Source organism: Mesorhizobium waimense (assembly GCF_003601975.1).
In the GTDB taxonomy this organism is placed as follows: Bacteria; Pseudomonadota; Alphaproteobacteria; order Rhizobiales; family Rhizobiaceae; genus Mesorhizobium; species Mesorhizobium waimense.
In genome coordinates, this window is the sequence record NZ_QZWZ01000002.1 from 196,447 (window position 1) to 220,504 (window position 24,058).

23 protein-coding genes are annotated in these 24,058 nt (G+C 64.2%); 15 read left to right on the forward strand and 8 right to left on the reverse strand.

Annotated elements, in window-relative coordinates; genetic code table 11:
- Nucleotides 1-33: 33 nt before the first annotated feature.
- The 6 genes from D3227_RS03495 to D3227_RS03520 all read left to right on the forward strand — a co-directional run bounded on the left by D3227_RS03495 (nt 34) and on the right by D3227_RS03520 (nt 6,751).
- Nucleotides 34-903, forward strand: coding sequence for an outer membrane protein assembly factor BamD (locus D3227_RS03495; protein ID WP_120013033.1), 870 nt, complete (start codon nt 34-36; stop codon nt 901-903).
- Nucleotides 903-2,576 carry a DNA repair protein RecN gene (recN, locus tag D3227_RS03500; RefSeq protein ID WP_120012564.1) on the forward strand — a complete coding sequence of 558 codons (1,674 nt, stop codon included), beginning with the start codon at nt 903-905 and terminating at the stop codon, nt 2,574-2,576. Before D3227_RS03495 ends, recN begins: the two co-directional genes overlap by 1 nt.
- Before the next feature lie 152 nt (nt 2,577-2,728).
- Nucleotides 2,729-4,936 (forward strand): NAD-dependent DNA ligase LigA, encoded by a 2,208-nt coding sequence (gene ligA, locus D3227_RS03505; RefSeq protein WP_120012566.1) that lies wholly within the window; start codon nt 2,729-2,731, stop codon nt 4,934-4,936.
- Nucleotides 4,936-5,622 carry a DUF2461 domain-containing protein gene (locus D3227_RS03510; RefSeq protein WP_120012568.1) on the forward strand — a complete coding sequence of 229 codons (687 nt, stop codon included), beginning with the start codon at nt 4,936-4,938 and terminating at the stop codon, nt 5,620-5,622. The genes ligA and D3227_RS03510 overlap by 1 nt, the downstream gene beginning before the upstream one ends.
- A gap of 107 nt (nt 5,623-5,729) precedes the next feature.
- Nucleotides 5,730-6,458, forward strand: a complete 729-nt coding sequence (locus tag D3227_RS03515) for an AzlC family ABC transporter permease (RefSeq protein ID WP_120012570.1) — start codon at nt 5,730-5,732, stop codon at nt 6,456-6,458.
- On the forward strand, nt 6,455-6,751 hold the full coding sequence (locus D3227_RS03520; protein ID WP_006204878.1) for an AzlD family protein: 297 nt from the start codon (nt 6,455-6,457) through the stop codon (nt 6,749-6,751). Before D3227_RS03515 ends, D3227_RS03520 begins: the two co-directional genes overlap by 4 nt.
- Nucleotides 6,752-6,908: 157 nt before the next feature.
- On the opposite strand, the gene D3227_RS03525 is transcribed toward D3227_RS03520, so the two are convergent.
- From D3227_RS03525 to D3227_RS03535, 3 genes are all read right to left on the reverse strand, one after another.
- Complete coding sequence (locus D3227_RS03525) at nt 6,909-8,753, reverse strand: aminopeptidase P family protein (RefSeq protein ID WP_120012572.1); 1,845 nt, start codon at nt 8,751-8,753, stop codon at nt 6,909-6,911.
- 143 nt (nt 8,754-8,896) lie between these two features.
- Nucleotides 8,897-9,769 carry a 50S ribosomal protein L11 methyltransferase gene (locus D3227_RS03530; RefSeq protein WP_120012574.1) on the reverse strand — a complete coding sequence of 291 codons (873 nt, stop codon included), beginning with the start codon at nt 9,767-9,769 and terminating at the stop codon, nt 8,897-8,899.
- Nucleotides 9,770-9,779: 10 nt separating this feature from the next.
- Nucleotides 9,780-10,355, reverse strand: a complete 576-nt coding sequence (locus D3227_RS03535) for an SCO family protein (RefSeq protein WP_120013034.1) — start codon at nt 10,353-10,355, stop codon at nt 9,780-9,782.
- A 206-nt stretch (nt 10,356-10,561) separates the two neighbouring features.
- Here D3227_RS03535 and D3227_RS03540 point away from each other — a divergent pair, with 206 nt between their 5' ends.
- The 3 genes from D3227_RS03540 (at nt 10,562) to D3227_RS03550 (ending at nt 12,467) form a co-directional block, all read left to right on the forward strand.
- Nucleotides 10,562-11,050, forward strand: coding sequence for a CreA family protein (locus tag D3227_RS03540; protein WP_120013035.1), 489 nt, complete (start codon nt 10,562-10,564; stop codon nt 11,048-11,050).
- 66 nt (nt 11,051-11,116) lie between these two features.
- Nucleotides 11,117-11,758: a DapH/DapD/GlmU-related protein gene (locus D3227_RS03545; protein ID WP_120012576.1), complete on the forward strand. Its 642-nt coding sequence runs from the start codon at nt 11,117-11,119 to the stop codon at nt 11,756-11,758.
- A gap of 280 nt (nt 11,759-12,038) precedes the next feature.
- On the forward strand, nt 12,039-12,467 hold the full coding sequence (locus D3227_RS03550; RefSeq protein WP_167480579.1) for a low affinity iron permease family protein: 429 nt from the start codon (nt 12,039-12,041) through the stop codon (nt 12,465-12,467).
- 3 nt (nt 12,468-12,470) lie between these two features.
- On the opposite strand, the gene D3227_RS03555 is transcribed toward D3227_RS03550, so the two are convergent.
- Nucleotides 12,471-13,337, reverse strand: a complete 867-nt coding sequence (locus D3227_RS03555) for an SDR family NAD(P)-dependent oxidoreductase (protein WP_120012578.1) — start codon at nt 13,335-13,337, stop codon at nt 12,471-12,473.
- Nucleotides 13,338-13,470: 133 nt separating this feature from the next.
- Here D3227_RS03555 and D3227_RS03560 point away from each other — a divergent pair, with 133 nt between their 5' ends.
- On the forward strand, nt 13,471-13,752 hold the full coding sequence (locus D3227_RS03560) for a hypothetical protein (protein ID WP_120012580.1): 282 nt from the start codon (nt 13,471-13,473) through the stop codon (nt 13,750-13,752).
- 6 nt (nt 13,753-13,758) lie between these two features.
- On the opposite strand, the gene D3227_RS43695 is transcribed toward D3227_RS03560, so the two are convergent.
- Nucleotides 13,759-13,890 carry a hypothetical protein gene (locus tag D3227_RS43695; protein WP_281034890.1) on the reverse strand — a complete coding sequence of 44 codons (132 nt, stop codon included), beginning with the start codon at nt 13,888-13,890 and terminating at the stop codon, nt 13,759-13,761.
- 97 nt (nt 13,891-13,987) lie between these two features.
- On the opposite strand from D3227_RS43695, the gene D3227_RS03565 reads away from it, so the two are divergent.
- Complete coding sequence (locus D3227_RS03565; RefSeq protein ID WP_120012582.1) at nt 13,988-15,196, forward strand: MFS transporter; 1,209 nt, start codon at nt 13,988-13,990, stop codon at nt 15,194-15,196.
- A gap of 3 nt (nt 15,197-15,199) precedes the next feature.
- Here D3227_RS03565 and D3227_RS03570 read toward each other — a convergent pair whose 3' ends face one another.
- Nucleotides 15,200-16,672 (reverse strand): MATE family efflux transporter, encoded by a 1,473-nt coding sequence (locus D3227_RS03570; protein WP_120012584.1) that lies wholly within the window; start codon nt 16,670-16,672, stop codon nt 15,200-15,202.
- 186 nt (nt 16,673-16,858) lie between these two features.
- Between D3227_RS03570 and D3227_RS03575 the strand changes: the two genes are divergently transcribed.
- Nucleotides 16,859-17,647 carry a L,D-transpeptidase gene (locus D3227_RS03575; RefSeq protein WP_120012586.1) on the forward strand — a complete coding sequence of 263 codons (789 nt, stop codon included), beginning with the start codon at nt 16,859-16,861 and terminating at the stop codon, nt 17,645-17,647.
- A gap of 262 nt (nt 17,648-17,909) precedes the next feature.
- Here the strand turns inward: D3227_RS03575 and D3227_RS03580 are convergent, their stop codons facing one another.
- Nucleotides 17,910-19,376 carry an esterase-like activity of phytase family protein gene (locus D3227_RS03580; protein ID WP_120012588.1) on the reverse strand — a complete coding sequence of 489 codons (1,467 nt, stop codon included), beginning with the start codon at nt 19,374-19,376 and terminating at the stop codon, nt 17,910-17,912.
- Between the two features lie 364 nt (nt 19,377-19,740).
- Nucleotides 19,741-20,766, reverse strand: a complete 1,026-nt coding sequence (locus D3227_RS03585) for a LacI family DNA-binding transcriptional regulator (protein WP_120012589.1) — start codon at nt 20,764-20,766, stop codon at nt 19,741-19,743.
- 196 nt (nt 20,767-20,962) lie between these two features.
- Between D3227_RS03585 and D3227_RS03590 the strand changes: the two genes are divergently transcribed.
- The 3 genes from D3227_RS03590 to D3227_RS03600 all read left to right on the forward strand — a co-directional run bounded on the left by D3227_RS03590 (nt 20,963) and on the right by D3227_RS03600 (nt 24,016).
- Nucleotides 20,963-21,994, forward strand: coding sequence for a Gfo/Idh/MocA family protein (locus D3227_RS03590; protein ID WP_120012590.1), 1,032 nt, complete (start codon nt 20,963-20,965; stop codon nt 21,992-21,994).
- Nucleotides 21,994-22,899 carry a sugar phosphate isomerase/epimerase family protein gene (locus D3227_RS03595; protein ID WP_208646334.1) on the forward strand — a complete coding sequence of 302 codons (906 nt, stop codon included), beginning with the start codon at nt 21,994-21,996 and terminating at the stop codon, nt 22,897-22,899. Before D3227_RS03590 ends, D3227_RS03595 begins: the two co-directional genes overlap by 1 nt.
- 103 nt (nt 22,900-23,002) lie before the next feature.
- Nucleotides 23,003-24,016, forward strand: coding sequence for a substrate-binding domain-containing protein (locus tag D3227_RS03600; protein WP_120012594.1), 1,014 nt, complete (start codon nt 23,003-23,005; stop codon nt 24,014-24,016).
- Nucleotides 24,017-24,058 lie beyond the last annotated feature (42 nt).

A 24,058-nucleotide genomic window follows, 5' to 3' on the forward strand; every position in this document is an offset into this window, starting at 1 on the left:
ACTGAAATGACGCCGAAAGGGCGGAATCCAATCATGTTCTTCAAGCGAGTTGGTCAATCGAAAGCGCCGCATAGGGCTGTTTTCCTGGCGCTTTCGGTGGTTGTCCCATCGCTCTTCCTGTCGGCCTGCATGTCGTCCGAAAAAGACGTCGACCTGTCGACCTATGTCGACCAGACCGAGCCGGCCGACGTTCTGTACAATCAGGGCCTGGCCAATTTGAACGCCGGCCGTCTGGACGAGGCGAGCAAGAAGTTCGACGCTGTCGACCGCCAGCACCCCTATTCGGAATTCGCCCGCAAATCGATGGTGATGGGCGCCTTTGCCGACTACCGCGCAGGCCACTATGACGAGGCGATCGGCTCGGCCAAGCGCTATCTGACGCTCTACCCGTCGACTGACGATGCGGCCTACGCGCAGTACATCATCGGCCTGAGCTACTACCGGCAGATCAAGGACGTCACCCAGGACCAGAAGGAAGCGCGTCAGACCGTGCAGACCATGCAGGATCTGGTGACGCGCTGGCCGACGTCGGAGTATGTCGACGACGCCAAGGAAAAGATCCGCTTCGCCAACGACCAGCTGGCTGGCAAGGAGATGCAGATCGGCCGCTATTATCTTGAGCGCCGCGAATACATCGCCGCCGTCAAGCGGTTCCGCAGTGTGGTCGAGAACTATTCCAACACCCGCCATGTCGAGGAAGCGCTGGCCCGTCTGACCGAGAGCTACTATGCGATGGGGCTGACGTCGGAAGCGCAGACCGCGGCGGCCGTGCTCGGCACCAACTATCCCGACAGCCAGTGGTACAAGGATTCCTACAAGCTCCTGCAGAGCAACGGGCTTCAGCCGCGTGAGAATGCCGGGTCGTGGATCTCCAAGGCCGGGAAGCTGATCACCGGCGCCTGATGCTTTCCAGGCTGTCGATCCGCGATATCGTTCTGATCGAGAAGCTGGACATCGACTTCTTGCCCGGCCTCTCCGTGCTGACGGGCGAAACCGGCGCCGGAAAATCCATCCTGCTCGACGCGTTGTCGCTGGCGCTTGGCGCCCGCGGCGACGCTTCCCTGGTCCGCCACGGCGCGGCACAGGGCCAGGTGATCGCGGTGTTCGACGTGCCGCGCAACCATCCTGCTCGCGCGCTGCTTGCCGAAAACGCCATCGAGGATGACGGCGACATCCTGCTGCGCCGTGTGCAGACGGCCGATGGCCGCACGCGCGTCTTCGTCAACGACCAGCCCTCCAGCGTCACCCTGATGCGCGATATCGGCCATGCGCTGGTCGAGATCCACGGCCAGCATGACGAGCGCGCCCTGGTCGATCCCGGCGCGCATCGCGACTTGCTCGACAGTTTCGGCGGCCATCTCGGCGCTGCCCGGGCGGCGGGCGAAGCGTGGCGCTATTGGCGGGGCTGCGAGCAGGACTTTGCCAAACACCGCGCCAAGGTCGAGGCGGCGGCCCGCGAGGCAGATTATCTGCGCGCCTCGGTGGCGGAACTGGCCAAGCTCGACCCACAGCCCGGCGAAGAGACACAGCTGGCGGAGCTGCGCGCTACTATGATGCGGGCGGAGAAGATCGCCTCCGAGATCCATGACGCGCAGGACGTGCTGTCGGGGCCGTCCTCGCCGCTGCCGCAACTGGCCAGCCTGCTCCGACGCCTGCAGCGCAAGGTGAGCGAAGCGCCGGGGCTGCTCGACGATGTGGTCAAATCGCTCGACGAGGCAATGCTGTCGCTCGATGCGGCGCAGTCGGCTGTCGAGGCAGCGCTTCGCGCCACCGAATATGATCCGCAGCGGCTGGAAAAGGCGGAAGAGCGGCTGTTTGCGCTGCGCGCCGCCTCGCGCAAGCACAGCGTGGCGGTCGACGATCTGGCGCAGCTGCGCGACACGATGTCGGCTGATCTTGCCGACCTCGATGCCGGCGAGGAGCGCCTGCATGGGCTGGAGAAGCAGGCCGCCGCGGCGCGCGAGGCCTACGACATTTCCGCCGCACAGCTGTCCTCGCTTCGCTACGTCGCGGCGACCGGGCTGACCAAGGCGGTGATGGCCGAACTGCCGGCGCTGAAGCTTGAGCGGGCCGAGTTCATCGTCGCGATGACCAGCGATGCCGAAAGCCGCATGGAAGAGGGTATCGACCAGGTCGAGTTCTGGGTGCGCACCAATCCGGGCACCAGGCCTGGGCCGATGATGAAGGTCGCTTCGGGCGGCGAGCTTTCGCGTTTCCTTTTGGCGCTCAAGGTGGCGCTGGCCGATCGCGGCTCGGCGCCGACGCTGGTCTTCGATGAAATCGACACCGGCGTGGGTGGCGCTGTCGCCGACGCTATCGGCCAGCGGCTGGCGCGACTGTCAAAGCGCGTGCAGGTGCTTTCGGTGACGCATGCGCCGCAAGTCGCGGCGCGTGCGGCGACGCATTTCCTGATCTCAAAATCCGGCGGCACCGACAAGGTCGCCACCGGCATCGCCGAGATGGACCGGGCGGCGCGCCAGGAAGAGATCGCGCGCATGCTGGCTGGCGCCACCATCACCGACGAGGCCCGCGCCGCGGCCGAACGGCTGCTGCGCGAGAATACGGCCGCGGCTTAGCCACACGCGGTCCGACGCCGAAGCCCGGTCATTCGGACAGAGTCAGGATATGGCTCCATCCCGCTGTTCAGGAATGATTTTCCCGTGCCTGGTCTCTCCCTCATGGGAGAATCCTGTTCTATTGTGTCGCGCCACGTTCAGGGAAGAAAAGCATGTCGGAAAAACCTGTCGATTCGCTCAGCGAAAGCGAGGCAGCCAGTGAGCTGAAGCGGCTGGCGGCGGAGATCGCCGAGCACGACCGGCGCTATCACACCGAGGACGCGCCGACGATCTCGGACGCCGAATATGATGCGCTAGCGCGGCGCAACCTTGCCATCGAGGAACGGTTCCCCGGTCTAGTGCGCGAGGATTCGCCCTCGCGCCGGGTCGGCGCGCCGCCGGCGGAGGGCTTCGCCAAGGTGCGTCACGCGGTGCCGATGCTCAGCCTCGCTAAGGCCTACACCGACGAGGATGTGACGGACTTCATCGAACGTGGCCGGCGGTTCTTCGATCGCGACAAGGATCTCGACATCGCCTTTACGGCTGAACCGAAGATCGACGGGCTGTCGGCTTCGCTGCGTTATGAAGGCGGCGTGTTCGTGCAGGGCGCAACGCGCGGCGACGGGGCCGTCGGCGAGGATATCACCGCCAATCTCAAGACGATCGCCGACATCCCGAAGACACTCAAGGGCTCGGGCTGGCCTGACACGATCGAAATACGTGGCGAGGTCTATATGACCTACGCGGAGTTCGAGGCGCTGAAGCAACGCTCGGCCGCGGCCGGTGGCCAGGACTATGTCAATCCGCGCAACACGGCGGCCGGGTCGCTGCGGCAGAAGGATCCATCGGTCACCGCCAGCCGCAACCTCAAATTTTTCGCCTATGCCTGGGGCTACACGTCGGAGGATCCGGCTCCGACCCAGTACGAGTCGGTGCAAAGATTCGCGGATTGGGGGTTCAAGATCAGTCCGCTGATGGTACGGGCGAAGTCGGTCGAGGAACTGGTCGCGCACTATCATCTGATCGAGGAGCAGCGCTCATCGCTGGGCTACGATATAGACGGCGTCGTCTACAAGGTCGACCAGCTGGAATTGCAGCGCAGGTGGGGTTTCGTCACCGGTGAGCCACGCTGGGCCGTCGCTCACAAATTCCCGGCCGAACAGGCGATGACGACCGTGCAAAAGATCGACATTCAGGTCGGCCGTACCGGCACGCTGGCGCCTGTTGCAAGGCTGGCGCCCGTCACGGTCGGCGGCGTGGTGGTCGAAAACGTCACGCTTCACAATGAAGACTACATCAAGGGCCTGGACAGCAACGGCCAGCCGATCCGTGATGGCATCGATATACGCATCGGCGACACGGTGGTGATTCAGCGGGCCGGGGATGTCATCCCGCAGATCGTCAGCGTCGTCATCGACAAACGTCCGTCCGATGCCGCGCCTTACGAGTTCCCACCTAGCTGTCCGATCTGCGGCTCACCCGCAACGCGCGAGATCAACGAGAAGACCGGCAAGGAGGATTCGCGCCGGCGCTGCACCGGCGAACTGATCTGCGCCGCGCAGGCCGTGGAGGGACTGCGCCACTTCGTGTCACGCGGCGCCATGGATATCGAAGGGCTGGGCGCCGAGAATATCGACACCTTCTTCAATGCGGGATTGATCAAGACAGCCGCCGATATCTTCACGCTCAAGGAACGTCGTCCCGCCGTCACCAAGGCGCTGGCCGAGCGGCGCGAGGAGCAGGCAAGGCAGCGCGAGGCCGCGTCGGGCAAGACGCGCAAGAATGTGCGCAGCGTCGAGGACCGCAACTATGAAGGTCTCGACAAGCTTTTTGCAGCCATCGACTCTCGCCGCGAACCGGAGCTCGACCGTTTCATCTTCGCGCTGGGCATCCGCCATATCGGCGATACAACGGCGGCCGTGCTTGCCCGGACCTTCTCGACCATCGAGGAATTGATCCGCATCGGCAAGGAGACGGCGGCGGCTGCCGATCCGCACAGCGTTTTCCCATCGATCAACGGCATTGGCGACACGGTGATCGGTGCACTCCGCGATTTCTTCGGCAATGAACGCAACGATGACGTGCTTGACGCGCTGCTCAAGCAGGTCAAGCCGAAGCCGTACGTTGTGGATGTCTCGGCCGGCAGCGAGGTCGCCGGCAAGACGATCGTGTTCACCGGCACGCTGGAAAAGGTGACGCGCTCCGAAGCTAAGGCGATGGCGGAACGTCTTGGCGCCAAGGTCGCGGGCTCGGTGTCCGCGAAGACCGATCTGGTGGTGGCTGGGCCAGGTGCCGGCTCGAAGCTGAAAGTTGCCACGGATCTCGGCATCGAAGTGATCGACGAGGACACCTGGTTGCAGCGGATCGGCAGGGGCGGCTGATGGCCGGCGCGTTCAAAGGGTTCGGGCAGAAGGCCATTCCATTCCTGAAGGCGCTGGACTTCCACCAGAGCCGGGAATGGTTCCAGGAGAACCGGGCGCTTTACGAAAGCGAGCTCCACGAGCCGTTCTGCGATCTCGTCGAAACGCTTTCCGAGCGCTTCCTGGCGGCGGGGCTCGGCCTGCGCGGCGACCGCAAGAAATCGCTGTTCCGGATCAATCGCGATGTGCGTTTTTCCAAGGACAAGCGGCCCTACAACCAGCACCTTTCCGCAATCCTGTCGCCCGACGGCACCAAGATGGAGCAGGGCGTGTTCTTCGTCTACATCGGGCTCGACCGCTGCTTTGCCGGCGTTGCCTGGTGGCAGCCAGGCCCGGAATTGCTCCAGGCGATGCGCAAAGCCATCACGACGAAGCCGGCTGTATTCCGCGCCCTGACCACGACGCTGAAGAAAGCCGGTCTCGAACTCGACACCGAAGGCTGCTTGAAGCGCACGCCGCGTGGGTTCGAGGATGTCACGGACGCAGACCTTGCCCAGGCGATCCGCAACCGGCATTTCGCCGTCCGGCACAATTTCGATCCCGCGACGATCCATACGCCGGCCTTGGTCGACGACCTCGTCGATTTCACCATTCGGGCCAGGCCGCTGCTCGACTGGGGCAGGGCGATACAGGGCAAGGCTGGATAACATCACCACGACCGGCGATCATTTCCGCTGATCGTTTGGCTCAAGCGAATTGGTGTGACAAGGAAGCAGGCGCTCCCTACATACGGCCCTTCGGGAAGGAGTGGCCGATGGCTGTGGAAGTGATCTCCGAGGGCAGCACGAAGAGCGATTTTTGGGACGGCGTGCGGCTGAGCATGCCGGTCGTGGTCGCGTCGGCGCCGTTTGCCCTGCTGTTCGGCGCGATTGCCGTCGACAACGGATTTTCCGTGCTCGAAGCCTTTCTGATGAGCGCCCTGGTCTTCGGCGGCGCCAGCCAGATGGTCGGTATCGAACTGTTCGGCCAGCATGTCGCGCCGTGGCTGATCGTGCTGTCGATCTTCGCCGTGAACTTCCGCCATGTTCTCTATTCCGCCGGCCTCGGCCGTCGCATTTCGCATTGGCCTGTCATCCAGCAGGCACTCGGCTATTTCATCATGACCGATCCACAGTATGCCGTGGCCGAGGCAAGGGCGGCGTCCGGCAAGACGGTCGGCTTCGTCTGGTATCTGGGGCTCGGTCTGCCGGTCTATGTGTTTTGGGTGGTCGAAAGCGCGCTCGGCGCGGTGTTCGGCAACCTCATTCCCGACACGCATGCGCTGGGCATCGATTTCCTGCTGCCGATCTATTTCCTGGGCCTGGTCATGGGCTTTCGCAAGCGGCCGCTCTGGTTGCCTGTGGTCATGGCCAGCGCCGTCGCCTCGACAATTGCCTACAAGACGGTGGGTTCGCCCTGGCACGTTTCGATCGGCGCGATCGCCGGCGTGCTTTTGGCGGTCATCCTGCCGCCCCACCATAGCGGCGTGGGGGAGCGGCCATGAGCACCACCTTGTGGATCATTATCGCCGGCGCGATCGCCACCTATCTCACCCGCGTCGGCGGGCATCTGGTCATCTCGCGCTTCGAAAACATCCATCCGCGCGTCGAGGCGGGCTTGAACGCCGTGCCGGCGGCGGTGCTGACGACGCTGGTGGCGCCAGCCGCACTTAGCGCCGGCCCGGCCGAATGGGCCGCGCTGGTCGTGACCGCGCTGGCGTCGCTGCGCGGTGGGTTGATGGCGATGTTTTTGGCGGGCACGGCGGTGCTGATCCTGGCGCGGCAGTTCGTCGGGTAGGGTATTGATATTCAGGTGATGCCGGCCTGCGAACGACAGTTCCTGCGCTTCCGGTACTCACGTACCCAAAAGTACGCTCCGCTTCGGCTCTCGGAAACCGCCATTCTCGGCGCGGCCTGACCTGAAATCTCAACACACCCTTGAGCCTTGCGAGAAATCAGATCTTGGCGTCGTGCGGCAGCGGTGCCGTCGCCTTCTCCAACCAGGCCAGCGTCTCACCGTCGAGCATCGGTCCGATCTCGGCCAGCACTCGCGCGTGGTACTGGTCGAGCCAGTGCAGCTCGTCACGCGTCAAAAGGTCGGTGCGTATCAATCGCTTGTCGATAGGCGCCAGCGTCAGCGTCTCGAAATCGTGCATGGCGATGTCGCCGCCCTCTATCGGCTCGGCGGCGGTCACCAGCACGAGATTCTCGATGCGGATGCCGTAGGAACCTTCCTTGTAGTAGCCGGGCTCGTTGGAGAGCATCATGCCGGCGAGTAGCTTTTCGGTGCCGGTGCGGGCGATGCGCTGCGGGCCCTCATGCACAGCCAGATAGGAGCCCACGCCATGGCCGGTGCCGTGGGCAAAGTCGCAGCCATGTTTCCACAGCGCCATGCGCGCCACTGCGTCGATCTCGGAACCGCGCGTGCCGGCGGGGAAGCGCAGCATGGAAATGCCGATCATGCCCTTCAGCACCAGCGTGAAGCGCTCGCGCATCTCCTCGGTCGGCGTGCCGATCGGCACGGTGCGGGTGATGTCGGTGGTGCCGTCCTGATATTGCCCGCCAGAATCAAGCAGGAACAGCTCGCCATCGGCTAACTTGCGGCTGGTGGCACGGGACACGCGGTAATGCATGATGGCGCCGTTCGGGCCGGCGCCCGAAATGGTGTCGAAGGAGACGTCGCGTAGCGGCATCTGCGTCTCTTCGCCGGTCTGCCGGCGTGTCTCCTCCAGCCTGGTGACGACGGCGATCTCGTCGAGGCTGCCCGGCTTCTGGCGATCGAGCCAGCAGAGCAGCTTGGCGATGGCGGCGCCGTCGCGACGATGCGCCGCGCGGCTGCCGTTGATCTCGGCCGGGTTCTTGGTGGCACGCGGAATGCGGGCGGGATCGGGCGCGGCAACGACAGTGCCGCCATTGTCCTCGACCAGCATCTTCAGCTTCTCCGCCGCCAGCACCGGGTCGAGGGCAATCTTCGCACCACCCTTGGCAAGGGCTGTGATGGCCGCTTCGAATTCGCCGGGCTCATGCAATTCGGCAAGCTGGGTCAGGTAGGCGGCGACGGTGCGCGAGAATTTGCGCTGGTCCATGAACAGCTGATGCGAGCCGTCGGCGGCAAGCACGGCAAAGCCGAGCGCCAGCGGCGTGTGCGGCACGTCGCCACCGCGAATGTTGAAGGCCCAGGCGATCGAGGACGGGTCGGTCAGCACGGCGTGCGTGGCGCCATCCTTGCCGATCGCCGCCGCCAGCCGTACCAGCTTGTCCTTGGCCAGTTCGCCGGCAAAGCCGATCGGGTGGATCTCGACCGGCTCGCGTGGCGGCTCGGTTTGGTCCTTCCAGATGATGTCGATCGGATTTTTTTCGAGCGGCACCAGCACCGCGCCGGATTGCTCGGCCGAGGTTTTCAGCGCCTTGATCTCGCTCAGTGTATGCAGCCAGGGGTCGAAGCCGAGCCTGGCACCCTTGCCGAGATTGTCCTTGATCCAGCTGGCCGGCGGATTGTTGACGAGGCTCTCGATTGAAAAAATGTCGAGATCGACCTCGCTGCGCACCTGCAAGGTGTAGCGCCCGTCGACGAACATGAAGGCGCGGGCGGCAAGCACGATGGCGGCGCCGGCCGAGCCGCTGAAGCCGGTCAGCCATTTCAGCCGCGCCGAGCGATCGGCGACGTACTCGCCCTGATGCTCGTCGGCGCGGGGCACGATGAAACCGTCCAGACCGTTGGCTTCCAGCCATTGGCGCAGCAGCGCCACACGCGGCTTGCCGACACTAGGATCGCCGGCGGAATCGAAGGTCTGGAACATGATGGCCTCTCCTCTTGCCGCAAGCGTAACGCATGACCCCAAGGATCGGAATCGATTTCCGGCAGGGGCGTTGCGCAGGGGCAAACTGCTACAGCGCTGCTTGCCTGACAACCGGCTGGGTTTGGTCCAGCCGCCTCTGTGTCTCAGCGCTTGAGGTGGATCGTCACCCAGCCCTCGCGATGCAAGGTACGGACGTGCCGGAATTGATGGCCGACATAGGCCGAGACCACCGCGTCGCGCTGGCGGTCGAGAATGCCCGAGAGCACGATCGAGCCGCCCAGCGATATATGCCTGGCCATTTCCGGTGCCAGCCGCATCAGCGGACGCGCCAATATGTTTGCGACGATAAGGTCGAACGGCGCGCGCTTGCCGAAGATCGGGTGGTGGAAGCCCGGCGCCGTCACCGTTTCGACCAGCGCCTTGACGTGGTTGAGGCGGGCATTGCCGGCGGCGACCTTGACGGCGACCGGATCGATGTCGGTCGCCAGCACCGGAATATGCGCGAGTTTTGCCAGCGCGATCGCCAGCACGGCGCTGCCGGTACCGAGGTCGAGCGCGTTGCGCGGCTGCTCGCGGCGCACGACCTGCTCCAGCATTTCCAGGCAACCCGATGTGGTGCCGTGATGACCGGTGCCGAAGGCAAGGCCGGCCTCGATCTCGATGGCGAGGTCGCCGCTGCGGCGCCTGTCGCGGTCATGCGCGCCATGGACGAAGAAACGCCCGGCGCGCACCGGCTTCAGCCCTTCCAGCGAGCGCGTCACCCAGTCGATATCGGGGAGCGCCTCGCGCTCGATCGGTTTTGTCAGCGCGAGCCCGGCAAGGATGTCTTTCAGCCTTGTCTCGACCACATCGATGTCGCCGTCGGCATAGAGCGACACTTCGTGGATATCACGATCCTCGTCGACCTCGAGCACGGCGATTGGCAGGCCCTCTTCTTCGAAGGCGGCGCCGAGCGCCGCGAAGATACGCTCGGCCTCGATCTTGCCGGTAGTGAAGTAGAGCCGCGTCTGCGTCATGAGCTGTGTCTCAGCCCGCCGCCAGCCGCTTCAGCTTGGCGATGGCCGTATCCGGGCTTTCGCCATAGGCGATGGTGCCGGAGAACTCACCCCTGGCATTCAGCAGCAGCACCGAGGCGGTGTGGTCCATCGTGTAGTCGCCGTCGCCGGTGTCGACCTTCTTCCAGTAGATGCTGAAGCCCTTGGCCATGGCATGGACCTTGTCCGGATCGCCGGTGATTCCGACGATTCGGTCGGAGAAATTGCTGACATAGGTGTTCATCACTTCGGGCGTGTCGCGCTCGGGGTCGACGGTGACGAAATAGGCATTCAGGTTCTTGCCGCTGTCGCCAATCGTCTTCAGCCAGCCGGCCAGTTCGAAGAGCGTTGTCGGGCACACTTCCGGGCAATGGGTGAAGCCGAAGAAGACGACGCTGGGACGGCCCCTGAACGCGGCTTCGGTGATCGGAGCGCCCTTCTGGTCGACCAATGTGAACGGCGTGCCGAACGGCTCGCCGCCATAGTGGCCGCGATACCAGTCGAAGGTAAGCCAGCCGATGCCCGCCGCCATCAGGACGAGAATGCCGACCAGGATTGAACGCATCATCAATGGGTGTCCGTCGTGATTGTCATGGCAGGCGCCGGATCGACGCAGCAAGCCCTTGTTCGGTGAACACTCTTAACGGTTTGGCGCGGCGCACGCAAAGATGTCGCGTTGCCGCAACCGGCAAACGGCGCAGAGACGATCTGCTTGCAAAGTTCCGCCGCCCGTCCCACCTGAGGTCGGCAAAACGCGAACCGCAGGAGGCTCATTTGCGAAAACTGATCGGCGGCGCCCTGGCCGCATGCCTTGTCCTTGGCACCGGTGCGGCCACCGCGGACGAAGTGGGCAAGGTCGGCGTCGACTGGCTCGGCAACGACATCATCGTCGAGGCGATCAAGGATCCGAAAGTGGAGGGCGTCACCTGTCATGTCTCCTATTTCGACCGCGGCGTCATCGACCGCCTGCAGAAGGGCAACTGGTTCGAGGATCCGTCGGATTCCTCGATCTCCTGCCGCCAAACCGGCCCGATTACCATCGGCGACATCGATATGAGCGAGGGCGGCGAGGAAGTCTTCAAGCAAGGCATCAGCCTGATCTGGAAGAAGCAGGTGGTGAACCGCATCTACGACAAGACCAACGAGACGCTGATCTATCTGTCGCATTCGCGCCAGGTCCAGGACGGTTCAGCGAAGATGTCCGTCACCACCGTGCCGCTCTACGGCCAGAACGTGGTGTGGACCAAAGGCAAGCCGAAATAGGTTCTGGCAACAGATGGACGATTGGTCCCGCTTGCGGGACCAATCGCTCGGGCGTAAAGCCGCCGCATGGACCGTGCCGAAAATCTTGTCCTGAAAGACCCGGAGCCGCGCATTCATCCGACCGCGGAGCTGAAGGCGTGCAAGCTGGGACGTTACGCCTCGATCGGCGAACGGGTCGTGCTGCGCGAAGTGACGGTCGGAGACTTCTCTTACTTCGAGCGCCATGCGGAAGCGATCTACACGACGATCGGCAAGTTCTGCTCGATTGCCGCCAACAGCCGCATCAATGCGCTGGAGCATCCGATCGAGCGGCTGACGCAGCACAAGATCAGCTACCGGCCGAACGAGTATTTCCGCTGGCTGGGCGTCGACGCCGGCTTCCGCGAGCGGCGCCAGGCAAAGTCGGTCAGCATCGGCCACGATGTCTGGATCGGCCACGGCGCGGTGATCATGCCGGGGGTGACGATCGGCAATGGCGCGATTGTCGGCGCCAACGCGGTGGTGACACGCGACGTGCCGGCCTATGCGATCGTCGCCGGCGTTCCGGCCAAGCAGTTGCGTCCGCGCTTTGCCGCCGACATCGCAGCGCGGATCGAAAGCCTGGCATGGTGGGACTGGGCACCGGAGAAACTGGCCCGGGCCGTTCCCGACATGCAGGCATTGCCGATCGAGGCCTTCCTCGACCGCTGGGAAAACGACGCGCCTTGATTTGGGGATAAAACCCCTTCCGCCATGCGGGGGTGGCGCAGCGGAAGGGGCAGGAGGTAAACCCGCCGTAAGGCGGAAGGAACAGGCTTTTGACCTGCACCGGCACTATGGCAACAAACCCATAAGGCGGTTTTTCCCGGAGCCACGCTTTGCGCGTGTATCCGATTGTGGCCGGCGAAATGGCGCTGGGCGGGAACCGGAACTGCCCCCGTTAGTTTCTGATTGCGCAATGAATACCGTCTCCAGCCGAACGCATATCGCCAATCGTCGAGGTCTTTGGATGATCGAGAAGCTTTTCACCCGGATCGCCAATACGGTCGCGCATCTTGCCGGGCTGCCGCTGACATTTGCCGCCTGCTGCCTGGTCATCGTCGTCTGGGCGGTGAGCGGGCCGATCTTCGGCTTTTCCGACACCTGGCAACTGATCATCAACACCGGCACCACGATCGTCACCTTCCTGATGGTGTTCCTGATCCAGAACACCCAGAACCGCGACGGCGCGGCGATCCAGGCCAAGCTCGATGAGTTGATCCGGGTCGGCCGGGCTCACAACACTTTCATCGGTATCGAGCATCTGACCGAAACCGAGGTCGAGGAGATCCGCGCCAGATGCGAACAGGCGGCAAAGCGGCATGACAAGAAGATCGCCGACATGGCCGCCAAGAAGGCGGTGGCCCAGAAGCGCGGCGCCAAAAGCCAGGCCGCGTGATTGTCAGTCGTTCATGAATGCCGCGAAGGCGTCCTTGTGGTCCGGGTGCCAGCGCGACAGAGCAGGGCGGTTTTCGATGATGTCGCCGATCGCCCAGGCCATGCGCTTTTCATCCGTCGGCCGGGCCACTTCGTTGTCGGGACAGAGAATGTAAAAGTCGCCGCGCTTGAGCGATGCCAGCATGAAGTCGATGACCTGCTCGCCGGTCCAGGCGCCGGCCGGTTTTTCCACCGCGCCTTCGGTCAGGCCGGTAAAGGTGAAGCCGGGGATGAGCAGATGGGCCGAGAGCTTGGCGCCCGGCTCGTTGCGCAGGGCATGCGCGAGGCCCTCGGTGAAAGTCTTCACGCCTGATTTGGAGACGTTGTAGGCGAGGTTGCCGGGCGGCGTCGTGATGCCCTGCTTGGAGCCGGTGTTGACGATCAGGCCGGGCTTGCCCGATGCCAGCATGGCCGGCGCAAAGGCCTCGACGCCATGGACGACGCCCCAGAAATTGATGTCGAGCAGCCGCTTCCAGGCATCGCGGTTTTCCCAGGGTTTTCCTGGATTGTCGCCGACACCGGCATTGTTCATCAGCAGTGACACGCCGCCGAAGACATCGAGCGCTTTTTGCGCCAGCCGGTCGATGTCGTCGGCCTTGGCGACGTCGGTGGCGACGGCAAGCACGGCATCCTCGCCGCCGATCGCCGCGACCGCCTGACGGGCCGCGTCGAGACGCGCACCGCCGATGTCGGCCAGCACGATCTTCATGCCCATGGCTGCCAGCCGCTTTGCCGCGGCAAGACCGATGCCGCTGGCGCCACCGGTGATGACGGCAACATTGCCGGAGGCGAGGGCGGGCAAAGCGGTCTGGATTTCGGCATCGCTGGTCATGATTTTTTCCTTGTTCGGGGTTGCGCCGAACTTAGCGTCCGATGCGCTCCAGGCAAGTCCGCTTCGACGTCTTCGGGTTGACCATATTGGCATGCGCTGCGCATGTTGCGCGAACAGAGGAAGGATTTGCCGATTGACCGACTGGATCGAGATCCTGAAGGAGCAGACCGCCACCGGTGACCAGATGAGCCGCGAGGTGCCGCAGATGCTTGCCAACCCCGAGATCAGCGAGGCGCAGGTGAAGACGCTGTTTTCGGCGCTGGAAAAACAGGCCGAGTTCGTCGAGAAACTGCGCATGGCGCTGGAGAAATTCGGCCATGATTTCCCGATCATCAAGGCGGCCGAGCGGCTGGAGGAGCGCTATGCCGACCTTGCCGCATCGGTCGCCGAAAAGCTGAAGGCGATGCGGAAGTAGCGGCGGCTATTTTTCGATCAGCCTTTCGAAGCGCCTGTCCGGCCCGAACCAGATCACGGCCACCGTCACATAAAGGGCGACACCGATCCACTGATTGATGAAGGTGAGCAGCACGCCGGCGATGTAGGGCGCCGGCATCCTGGCAAGATTGTCAGGAGTGCATTCGGCAAGCGGAACGGCCGTCCCTAAATGGGCGTTAGGCGGATTTCCCCGAAAAGAAAAAGTAGAGGTCGAAATGACCAGCAACGCTGAAACCATGACGAGAGACAACGAACTCGGTGGTGGCGCTGCAATCACCGCTGTCGCAGCCATGATCGCTGTGCTCTTCGCCGGCAGCACGGCGCTGACGCCGCTCTACGTCATCTACAAGCAGGCCTTCGGTTTCTCGCAGATCACGCTGACACTGGTTTACGCCGTCTATGTCGTCGGCAATCTCGGCGCTCTGCTGATGTTCGGGAGATTGTCCGACATCATCGGCCGCCGTCCTGCCGCGCTGGCCTCAATGACGATTGCGGTGGTCAGCGCATTGTTGTTTCTGTTCGCCGAGAATGTCGCCTGGCTCGATGTGGCCCGGATACTGAGCGGCCTCGGCATAGGTATCGGCGCGGGAACCGGCACTGCCTGGCTTGCTGAATTGATTGCCGGCGACGATAAATCACGCGCCGCCACGATCGCCACCGGCACAAATTTCGTGGGCCTTGGCCTTGGCGCGCTGGTGTCGGGATTGCTTGCCGAATATGCGCCATGGCCGCTGAGGCTGACATTCGCCGCCTACCTGGCGGTGCTCGCCGTGGTCACTGTGCTGATCTGGCGCACGCGCGAGACCTTTGCGCGTCCCGGACGACTCGCCGATGTCTCCATGCAGCCACGCCTCTCCGTTCCCGGCGCCATCCGCGCGCGCTACGTGGCACCCGCGGTGACCGGCTTCGGCGCCATGGCGCTGGTTGGCTTCTATGCAGCTCTGGCGCCCAGCATCCTGGCACAGCAGCTGCATGCGACCAGCCATGCCGAGGCTGGCTCGCTGTTCTTCGAATTGTCGATCGTGGCCGCGGCAACCATCTTGGCGACGACGCGGTTTTCGAGCCGCGCCACCATGCTGGCGGCGCTGGTGCTGATGATCCCGACGGTCGCCTTGGTCGTCGCCGCGCAATTCTTCGCATCCATGCCCATCATGATTGCAGCGACGGCCTGCTGCGGCGTGGCAGCGGCGCTCGGCTATCGCGGCGGCCTGCAAGTGGTGAACCAGATCGCGCCGGCTGATCGTCGCGCCGAAGTGGTGTCGGCCTTCTTCATCTGCTGCTTCTGCGGTAATGCGCTGCCGGTCATCGGCATCGGCCTTCTGTCGAGCTGGACAAGTGCCACCACGGCAAGCCTCGCCTTTGCCGGCATGATCACCATCTTTTCACTGGTGGCACTTGGGTTTGGCGCAAAATACGCGCGCTGAGCATCAACCGTTCGGCGTCTCTGGCGCCATGTTTGCGCGCTGGCGCGGCACGCCGAGGCCGGTGTCGGGCGGTTCGCCGGCGGCCGGCCTGTTCTCGATCATGTGCATGGTTCGCCAGCCGCCGAAACGGTAGTAGACTGCTGCAAGCGCCAGCGAGGTGATCGAGCCGGCCGGAAAGCTCCACCACAGCGCTTCCTCGCCGATTACGCTCCGGAAGAAATAGGCAAAGCCGGTGCGCACGATCAGCACCGAGATGACCAGGATGATCAGCGGCGGCATCACCGCGCCGGTGGCGCGCACGGTGGCGAACAACACGATGGTGACGCCGAACAGGATGAAGGACCAGGACGCGACATTGTTGATGTGCGCGGCGATGTCGATGGCCGCGCTGTCGGTGCTGAGGAACAGGCTGAGGATTGAACGGTCGAAGAGGAACAGCAGGTAGACCAGCGCGCCGGTCAGCACGAGGTTGAAGCCGACGCCGGAGGCGGCGATACGGCCGATGCGGTCCCAGCGCCCGGCGCCGACATTCTGTGCCGCCATCGAGGAAACGGCGGCGCCGATCGCCAGAGCCGGCATCTGGATATAGGTCCAGAGCTGCGCGGCGATGCCGTAGGCGGCGCCGACCCGCGAGCCGTAGGAATTGACGATCCCCATCACGGTCAGCGCCGCGGCCGAGATGACGATCATCTGCAGGCCCATCGGCACGCCCTTGAAGACGACGATCCTGAGCAGTGCGGGATCCGGCCGCAGCAGGGCGAGGTTGGCGCCGGCGAGTCTCAGCGGATGCCTGCGCGCATAGAGCACGACGAGGATGGCGATCACGCTCACCGTCTGGCCGATCAGCGTCGCCGTGGCCGAACCGGCAATGCCGAGCTCGGGGAAGGGGCCGATGCCGCGGATGAGCAGCGGATTCAAGACGATGTCGAGCACGACGGCCAGCGCCATGAAAGAGAAAGGCGTGCGCGAATCGCCGGCGCCGCGCAGCACCGTCATGACGAAGGACAGAAGGTTCATCATCGGCACGGCGACGAAGATGATGCGCAGATAGGAACGGGCGAGCGGCAAGGCGTCAGCCGGTGTTCCCAGCGTATTGAGGATGGCGTCGACCCAGATCCAGCCGCAGACAGCGAGTAACACCGAGACGAGGAAGAAGAAGGTGGCGCTGGTGCCGACGATGCGCCGCGCCTCGGCAAGGTCGCGGGCGCCGACCGATTGCGCGACCAGGATGGTAGCAGCCATGCCGATGCCGAACACCGTGCCGAGGATCAGGAACAGCACCAGATTGGCATTGGAGGTTGCGGTCAGCGCCGCTTCGCCGAGGAAGCGGCCGACCCAAACGGCGTTGATCGAACCGTTAAGCGATTGCAGCACGTTGGAGCCCAGCACCGGCAGGGCGAACAACAAAAGCGTACGCGGGATCGGGCCGCTGGTGAGATCGGCAGGGCGCCGGCGCGTCGGTATTTTTTCGTCCATGGCTGGCAACTCGGCGAAGGCTTATCTCTAGTCCGGTCCGCGACGATTGCCGATTCAACGGGACAGGTCGATGGGGGCGCCGGAAAAGGTGGCCTAAGGTCTTCTGGCGTGCCTCGATCTAATCATGTTCTCAAAGCTTCCGGAATGGGATACTGATCCTTGTACGTGGGGATAAGCTGGGGGTCCATGTCCGATATTCCGCTGTTTTTTGAGCGCCTGAACCGGCGCTCGTTTCTCGGTGCATCCGCTCTCGGCGCGGCCTCCGTGGCTCTTGTGGCGTGCACCACGACGGACGTTGTGACGCCGCCAGTGCCGGCGGCGCCTAGCGATCCGGCTTTCGGTGATGTCGCAAGCATGTATGCGGCGCGCGTCGACGAGGGCTATCAATTGCCGGCAATCCCGGTGACCAAGATCGATCCGAAGTTCGTGCGCCAGATCGTATCCGACCCGACCGGTGAAAAACCCGGCACGATCGTCGTCGATGTCTCCGAGCACTTCCTTTATCTGGTGCGCGATGGCGGCGAGGCTGTCCGCTATGGCGTCAGCCTCGGCAAGGCCGGTTTCGGATGGACCGGCAGCGCCGTGGTTCAGGCGAGGAAGAAGTGGCCGGTCTGGACGCCGCCGCCGGAAATGATCCAGCGCCGGCCGGAACTGGCGAAATACAAGGACGGCATGCCGCCCGGCCCGCAGAGCCCGCTAGGCGCGCGCGCGCTGTATCTGTTCCGCGACGGCAAGGACACGATGTACCGGCTGCACGGCACGCCGGAGTGGGATTCCATTGGGAAGAACGCTTCGTCCGGCTGTGTGCGCTTCATGAACCAGGACATCATCGACCTCTACAGCCGCGTCAACGGCGTCGCGCCGGTCTTCGTACGCGCGAACCTGTCGGCCGCCGCGAAGATGACCGCCGTGTCGAACAGGACGGCCGAGCCGATCGATGCGGGCGTGCCAAGGGACGCTGAGATGTTGAACTAGAGCGGTTCATCGTTTCACGGAAACGCCGAACCGCTCTATCTCTTTGTTTGACGCAATTCCGGACGGAAAACCGCTTCACACTTTTCCTGGAATTGCTCTTAAAGCGCGTCGCATCCAAACGGATTCATGCGACGCGCTTTAAGGTGTAGTTCTTATGCATGTCGTTGTCGCAAAACCGCTGCGCACTTTGCGCGACATGCATTAGTGCCTTCACGATCTGATCAGGCGGACGCGCTCGATGCGTCCGCCTGCAAGGATGCGGCTAGTTCGTGGCGAGGCTCGGCAGCGTGACCTGATAAACCAGGAACATGGTGTCGACATCGGCGCCGTCCTCGGCCTTGTAGGGCGCGCCGACCTGGAAGCCGTCCTGGGTCATGAAGTCGTTGTCGTTGGCGACGAACAGGAAATAGTCGTTGGGCAGCTTCGGATCGAGAACGCTGACCAGCGACATCGCCTCCCACTTCTCCGAGAGGTTGTTCTTGTCGTTGGGCTTGCCATTGTGCAGGCCGAAGCGGCCGAGCTCGGCCTTGTCGTTCAGGTCGATGAACGGCGTCAGCTTGGCCGGCGTCACCGATGGGTCGAGCACGCCCTTGGGCGCCACTGGCTTGTCGGCGGCATCGAACGGGCCGCCGGCGATGTCGGTCGCCGCCGAGAGATCGACGACATTGATCTTGCGCAAGAGCGACTCATCGCCCTTCAGGCCCTGGCCGTTGCCGCTGTCGCGGGTCAGCATCAGGAAGGTCTTGTCCGACAGCGCGACGATCTCGCTCTGCGCCGCCACCTTGGTCTTGTCCTTGGCGTCCTTGAATACTGGCAGCGGCACGATGTATTCATGCGCCAACTTGAGGTGGGCGAGGTCGGAGGCGTCATAGACCAGCGCCCTGGTGTTCTGGCGCGTCGAACCGGAATCGCCGCCATCCTGGCGCGGCGCCGACTGCAGCACGGCGATCAGGAACTTGCCGTCTGGCGTCATCGCCATGCCTTCGAGGCCCTGATTGTTCTGGCGGCCGGTCTCGGGATCCTTCGGATCGGGCTCGGCGGCACCTGGGCCGGGATTGTCCGAGGCGAAGTTCGGCGTGCCGTGACGCATCGGCACGAGTGCTGCCGGCGGCTGCGTCGCCGACATCAGATGGCCGTCGGCCGAGAAGCGGTAGATGTTCGGGCCATATTCGTCGGAGATGAACATGGAGCCGTCGGACAGGCGCACGATCGCTTCATTGTCCAGCGCCAGCTTGCCATTGTCGGCCTGCGGCAGGATCGGCATGTCGCCGGCGGCGGGACGAACGCCGTTGAGCGGGTCGAGGCCGGTGGCGTCGGCGCCCTTGTCGTCGGTCAGAAGCATAGTGTCGGCGAGCGTCGCCTTGACGCCGGACTGTTCCTGTCCGGCGGCAGGCGCCGCGCCCGGCTCTACCGGAGCAAGCTCGATCGAAATGGTGTTGAGGCGCGGCCGGTAGTCGGTGGTGCCGACGACGTTGTAGCCGCGGTCCGGCAGCAGCCAGAGCGAACCCTTGTAGCCGGTCGCGTCGTGGGTCCAGCCCTTGACGTCGATCGACATGCCCGAGCCGGAGCCGAAGGTCTCGCCGAGCTTGTCCTTCAGGTTGGCCGGGATACGGCCGACGCCGACCAGCCCCTTGTTGACGTAGGCAACGCCATCGGCGAGCGCCGGCGTCAAGGCGGTGAACAAAGCGAGTGCGACGCCGAGCGAGACAGTTCGGTTGAGATGTTTCATGGATATCCCCTTATGACAAAGCAGCCCGGAGCCGGCGTCGCATCGAGGATGCCGCCAGCGCCTTTCCACCAAGCGGTCTAGGACCCGAACATGATACTTGCGTGACAGGCGGGGCGCACTTGCCTTCTCCCCCTGTGGGGTGAGCAGCCGGTTCGCGAAGCGAATTCATCGTGCCGGTGGCACGATGAAAGGCCGGCGAACGCCGGGACGCTGCGAAGCAGCGGGGACCCGGCAGGTGGATCGGCCACCCCCCCGGCCCTTCGCAGTCTCAGGGCGTTCGAAGCTCGAAAAGCCAAGCAATTGGCTTTTCGTCCGCTACGCGGACCGCTTCTCACCCCACAAGGGAGAAGGAAGAGGCGTCCAGTTAGTCGCTCTCCCGCGCGATCAGCTCCAGCGGCCAGACTTCGCGCATGATGCGTGGGCCTTCCTCGCCGGCGAAGGCGGGGAGCGAGGCCAGCAGCATTTCGGCAAGTCTTTGGCCCATCGGCTCCAGCGACGGGCGGAAACCCGTCAGCGCCGGCGAAAAATAGCGGCAGAGCGGGGTGTCGACGATGACGATCACGGCGATGTCCTGGCCGGGCCGAATGCCCATTTCGGCCATCGCCTTGCAGCCGCCGAGCGCCATGGCGTCATTGTTGAAGATGATGGCGGTGGGCCGGTCCTTTGCGAGCAACACACGCGGCGTCACCTGGTAGCCGCCGGCTTCGTTGATGAAGCCGTCGGCGATGAGCCCGGGGTCGACCTCGATGCCGTGTCGCCGAAGCGCCTTGCGGTAGCCGTCGAGGAATAGATAGCCGAAATTGAGATCAAGCGACGGGCGGATGGCGGCGATACGGCGGTGGCCGCGCGCCACCAGGCGGTCGACGGCATCGGCGCCGGCCTTTTCGAAATCGAGATCGAGCGAGGGATAGGTCGTGCCGCCGGATCGGCTGCGGCCGAGCGTGGCGAAAGGGAAGCCGGCCTCGGTCAGATAGTCGATGCGCTCGTCCTCGCGCCGTGTCCAGGCCAGCACCACCGCGTCGGCGCGGCGCGTCTCGACGACGCGGCGCAGGCGCTCCTGCTGATAGTCGCCCGGCGCGCCCATCACCACGATGAGGTCGAGGCCGCTTTCGGCGAGCCTTGCCTGCAGGCCAGTCAGGAAGGGAATGAAGAACGGCTCGCCATATTGCTGGTCGCCCGGATGCGGCTGCAGCATGAAGGCGATCGAATAGGTCGAGCCGCGGCGCAGGCTGCGGCCGGACTGGTTCGGCGAATAGTTCAGCTTCTTCGCCGCCTCCAGCACGCGCTGGCGCGTGTCGGCATTGACGTCGGCACGGCCGTTGAGCGCGCGCGACACGGTGCCGATCGAAATGTTCAGGTGACGTGCAAGGTCGTGGATGCTGGACGCCAAGAATAATTCTCCCCATGCCTTCGCTAGCACCGGCCGCCGCTCAGGCCAAGGCGACAAGAATGATTTTCGCGAGCGGCCAATTGACATTCTACGCTATCGGGTGTGTTGTCGTAAACGTTTACGGAAAAACGTTTACGGTCATGCCGTGAATGCCGTGACTTCGGTCTGGAGGGACCGAACGGAGGAGGAGCTCTGGATGATGAATGTCGTCCTCGTCGGCTGCGGTGCGATGAGCAAGCACTGGCTCGATGCCGTGAGGCAGATCGACGGGCTCGCCATTGTCGGCCTTGTCGATCTCGATGCCAAGCGGGCGAAGGCGAGGGCGCACGAGTACGAGCTCACCAGCGCTGTCATCGGAACCAGCCTCGACGCGGTGCTCGACCGGACCAAGCCCGACGCGGTGTTCGACGTCGTGGTGCCCGCCGCCCGGCGTGACGTCGCGCTTTCCGCCTTTGCCCACAATTGCCATCTGCTGACAGAAAAGCCGCTGGCCGATAGCCCGGAGAATGCACGCGCCATCGTCGAGGCGGCACGCCGCGCCGGGCGTGTCCACGCCGTCGTGCAGAACCGCCGCTATGTCGCCAATGTCAGGCGCATCAGGCGCTTTCTCGAGTCCGGCGCCATCGGCGCGCCAACCAGCATCCATGCCGATTTCTTCGTCGCGCCGCATTTCGGCGGCTTTCGCGAGGAGATGGCGCATGTGCTGCTGCTCGACATGGCGATCCACACGTTCGACGCCGCCCGCTACATGGTCGGCGGCGAGCCGGCCAGCGTCTTTTGCCAGGAATGGGAGCCGGCCAATTCCTGGTACCGGCAGGGATCGTCGGCCAATGCCGTCTTCGATCTCGGCGGCGGCAAGGTCTTCACCTATGCCGGCTCCTGGTGCGCCGCCGGTTTCCGCACCAGCTGGGAGGGCAGCTGGCGCATCGTCGCCGAGCACGGCAGCCTCACCTGGGACGGCCATGACGCGCTGATGGCGGAACTTGTGCTGCCCGTCCGCGACGGACTGTTCGACAAGACCGAGCCGGTCGAAGTGCCGCCGCTCGACCCCGCCGACCGCGTCGACGGCCATCTCGGCATCATTCGGGATTTCATGCACGCCATTGAGACCGGTACCGAGCCGGAAACGCGCGGCTCAGACAACATCAAGAGCCTGGCCATGGTCTTCGGCGCGATCGAAAGCGCCGAAACCGGGCGCCGGGTGGCGATCACACAGGAAGCACATTGATGCCAAACCCGCTTCTCGACATCCGGATCGGCACCATGGTGCGGGCCAATCTCGACGACCCGGCGGCTTACATCAGGGAGATCCTGCCGCTCGGCTTCGAGAGCATCCAGCCCTTCTTCTGGCAGACGCTGGGCGGCAAGGACCTGCCGCGGCTGGCCGGCCAGATCCGCGAGGCGATCGGCGATGCCGACGTCACCGTGTCCTCGATCGGCGTGTTCGGCAATCCGCTGGAGAGCGGCGAAGTCGATCGTGGCGTGCTGAAGGCCTGGGAAACGGTCATCGACAATGCGCATTTGTTCGGCACTTCCACGGTCAGCGGCTTCACCGGGCGCATCCGCGGCAAGCCGCTGCCGGACAGCCTGCCGCGCTTCCGCGAGGTGTGGGGGCCGCTGGCCAAGCGTGCCGCCGATAAGGGCGTGCGCATCGCCTTCGAGAATTGCGCCATGGACGGCAATTGGGCTGCCGGCGACTGGAACATCGCCCACAATCCCGATGCCTGGGAGCTGATGTTCAACGAATTGCCGGACGACAATCTCGGCCTCGAATGGGAGCCCTGTCACCAGCTCGTCTATCTTATCGATCCGATGCCGCAGATCCGCAAATGGGCGCCGCGCATCTTTCACGTGCATGGCAAGGACGCGACGGTGCGTTGGGACGTTATCCGTGAGCATGGCGTGTTCGGCCGCCTGCCGTTCGTGCAGATGCGCACGCCGGGCTTCGGCGACAGCGACTGGACCAGGGTGATCAGCGAGTTGCGGCTGGCCGGCTACAAGGGCGGCATCGACATCGAAGGCTGGCACGACCCAGTCTATCGCGGCGATCTGGAGATCACCGGGCAGGTCCGCGCGCTGGAATACCTCCAGCAATGCAGGGGAGGTGTCAGCTACCTGCCAAATCCGATGTGAGGATTGGCCGGCGGGAGGAGCCGGCCGGCCGGAACTGCGGCGCCAAACCAAAGCCATCGTCGAAAACCCCTCGGCTTGCGAGGACAAAAAGGGAGGAACGTGCATGAGCATCGCGATGAGAACGACACTTCTGCGCTCGAGCGTCGTGGCGGCGACCACGGCACTGTGCGCCGCAATCTCCACTCTGCCGGCGCAGGCGCTTGACGCCCAATGGTGCAAGGACGTCCACATCCGCTTCTTCGTCGGCGGCGCCGAGGGCGACGCCTTCGGCACCATCGTCTATAATGGCGCCAAGCAGGCGGCGGCCGATCTCGGGCCGAAGGTCGACTACATCTTCTCCCAGTGGGACGTCGAGAAGATGGTGCAGCAATTGCGCGAAGCCGTCGCCGTGAAGCCCAACGGCATCGCCATGATGGGCCATCCGGGCGACGCCTCGATCATGCCGCTGGCCGAGCAGGCGCACAAGGACGGCATCAAGATGATGTACCAGAACGTGCCGGTGCCGAAGGTGGTGGCGGCGTTCGGCGGTGGCTATGTCGGCGCGCAGCAGGAGCAGCAGGGACGTGCGCTCGGCGCCGAGGCCTTCAAGCTGGGCGGGCTCAAGGCCGGCGACAAGGCGATCATGATCGGTCCGTTCGAGAACGAGAACCGCGGCGCGCGCGAGCGCGGCACGGTGGCGGCGCTGAAGGAAGCCGGCGTCGAGGTCATCCAGCTTTCGTCGCCGCCGAGCGGCGAGTGGGCGTCCGACCCCAATCTCGCCATCCCGGTGATCACCGCGGCACTGCTCAACCACCCCGATGTCAAGGCGGTCGGCTATCCCGGCGGGCAGATGCTCGGCAATGTTCCCACCTACATGCAAGCGGCGGGGCGCAAGCCCGGCGACATCTTCAACTTCGGCTTCGACACCAGCCCGCAGATCGTCGAAGGCTTCAAGGGCGGCTGGGTGCAATTGACGGCCGACCAGCAGCCGTTCCTGCAAGGCTATCTGCCGATCCTAAGCCTCTGCCAGCAGGTGGTGCTGGGCCTGGCGCCGATGAATGTCGACACCGGCGCCGGCTTCGTCACGCCGCAGAATTACGAGATCGTCTCCGAGCTCGCCAAGCAGGCGCTGCGCTGACCATTTGAAACTCTGCCGGCCGGAAAACCCGGCCGGCAGCAT

What these genes read in the sequence shown, in the direction of transcription:
- D3227_RS03495 (WP_120013033.1), top strand. Translation starts at nt 34, where the DNA reads ATGTTCTTCAAGCGAGTTGGTCAATCGAAAGCGCCGCATAGGGCTGTT.
- recN (WP_120012564.1), top strand. Translation starts at nt 903, where the DNA reads ATGCTTTCCAGGCTGTCGATCCGCGATATCGTTCTGATCGAGAAGCTG.
- ligA (WP_120012566.1), top strand. Translation starts at nt 2,729, where the DNA reads ATGTCGGAAAAACCTGTCGATTCGCTCAGCGAAAGCGAGGCAGCCAGT.
- D3227_RS03510 (WP_120012568.1), top strand. Translation starts at nt 4,936, where the DNA reads ATGGCCGGCGCGTTCAAAGGGTTCGGGCAGAAGGCCATTCCATTCCTG.
- D3227_RS03515 (WP_120012570.1), top strand. Translation starts at nt 5,730, where the DNA reads ATGGCTGTGGAAGTGATCTCCGAGGGCAGCACGAAGAGCGATTTTTGG.
- D3227_RS03520 (WP_006204878.1), top strand. Translation starts at nt 6,455, where the DNA reads ATGAGCACCACCTTGTGGATCATTATCGCCGGCGCGATCGCCACCTAT.
- D3227_RS03525 (WP_120012572.1), bottom strand. Translation starts at nt 8,753, where the DNA reads ATGTTCCAGACCTTCGATTCCGCCGGCGATCCTAGTGTCGGCAAGCCG.
- D3227_RS03530 (WP_120012574.1), bottom strand. Translation starts at nt 9,769, where the DNA reads ATGACGCAGACGCGGCTCTACTTCACTACCGGCAAGATCGAGGCCGAG.
- D3227_RS03535 (WP_120013034.1), bottom strand. Translation starts at nt 10,355, where the DNA reads ATGATGCGTTCAATCCTGGTCGGCATTCTCGTCCTGATGGCGGCGGGC.
- D3227_RS03545 (WP_120012576.1), top strand. Translation starts at nt 11,117, where the DNA reads ATGGACCGTGCCGAAAATCTTGTCCTGAAAGACCCGGAGCCGCGCATT.
- D3227_RS03550 (WP_167480579.1), top strand. Translation starts at nt 12,039, where the DNA reads ATGATCGAGAAGCTTTTCACCCGGATCGCCAATACGGTCGCGCATCTT.
- D3227_RS03555 (WP_120012578.1), bottom strand. Translation starts at nt 13,337, where the DNA reads ATGACCAGCGATGCCGAAATCCAGACCGCTTTGCCCGCCCTCGCCTCC.
- D3227_RS43695 (WP_281034890.1), bottom strand. Translation starts at nt 13,890, where the DNA reads ATGCCGGCGCCCTACATCGCCGGCGTGCTGCTCACCTTCATCAATCAG.
- D3227_RS03565 (WP_120012582.1), top strand. Translation starts at nt 13,988, where the DNA reads ATGACCAGCAACGCTGAAACCATGACGAGAGACAACGAACTCGGTGGT.
- D3227_RS03570 (WP_120012584.1), bottom strand. Translation starts at nt 16,672, where the DNA reads ATGGACGAAAAAATACCGACGCGCCGGCGCCCTGCCGATCTCACCAGC.
- D3227_RS03575 (WP_120012586.1), top strand. Translation starts at nt 16,859, where the DNA reads ATGTCCGATATTCCGCTGTTTTTTGAGCGCCTGAACCGGCGCTCGTTT.
- D3227_RS03580 (WP_120012588.1), bottom strand. Translation starts at nt 19,376, where the DNA reads ATGAAACATCTCAACCGAACTGTCTCGCTCGGCGTCGCACTCGCTTTG.
- D3227_RS03590 (WP_120012590.1), top strand. Translation starts at nt 20,963, where the DNA reads ATGATGAATGTCGTCCTCGTCGGCTGCGGTGCGATGAGCAAGCACTGG.
- D3227_RS03595 (WP_208646334.1), top strand. Translation starts at nt 21,994, where the DNA reads ATGCCAAACCCGCTTCTCGACATCCGGATCGGCACCATGGTGCGGGCC.
- D3227_RS03600 (WP_120012594.1), top strand. Translation starts at nt 23,003, where the DNA reads ATGAGCATCGCGATGAGAACGACACTTCTGCGCTCGAGCGTCGTGGCG.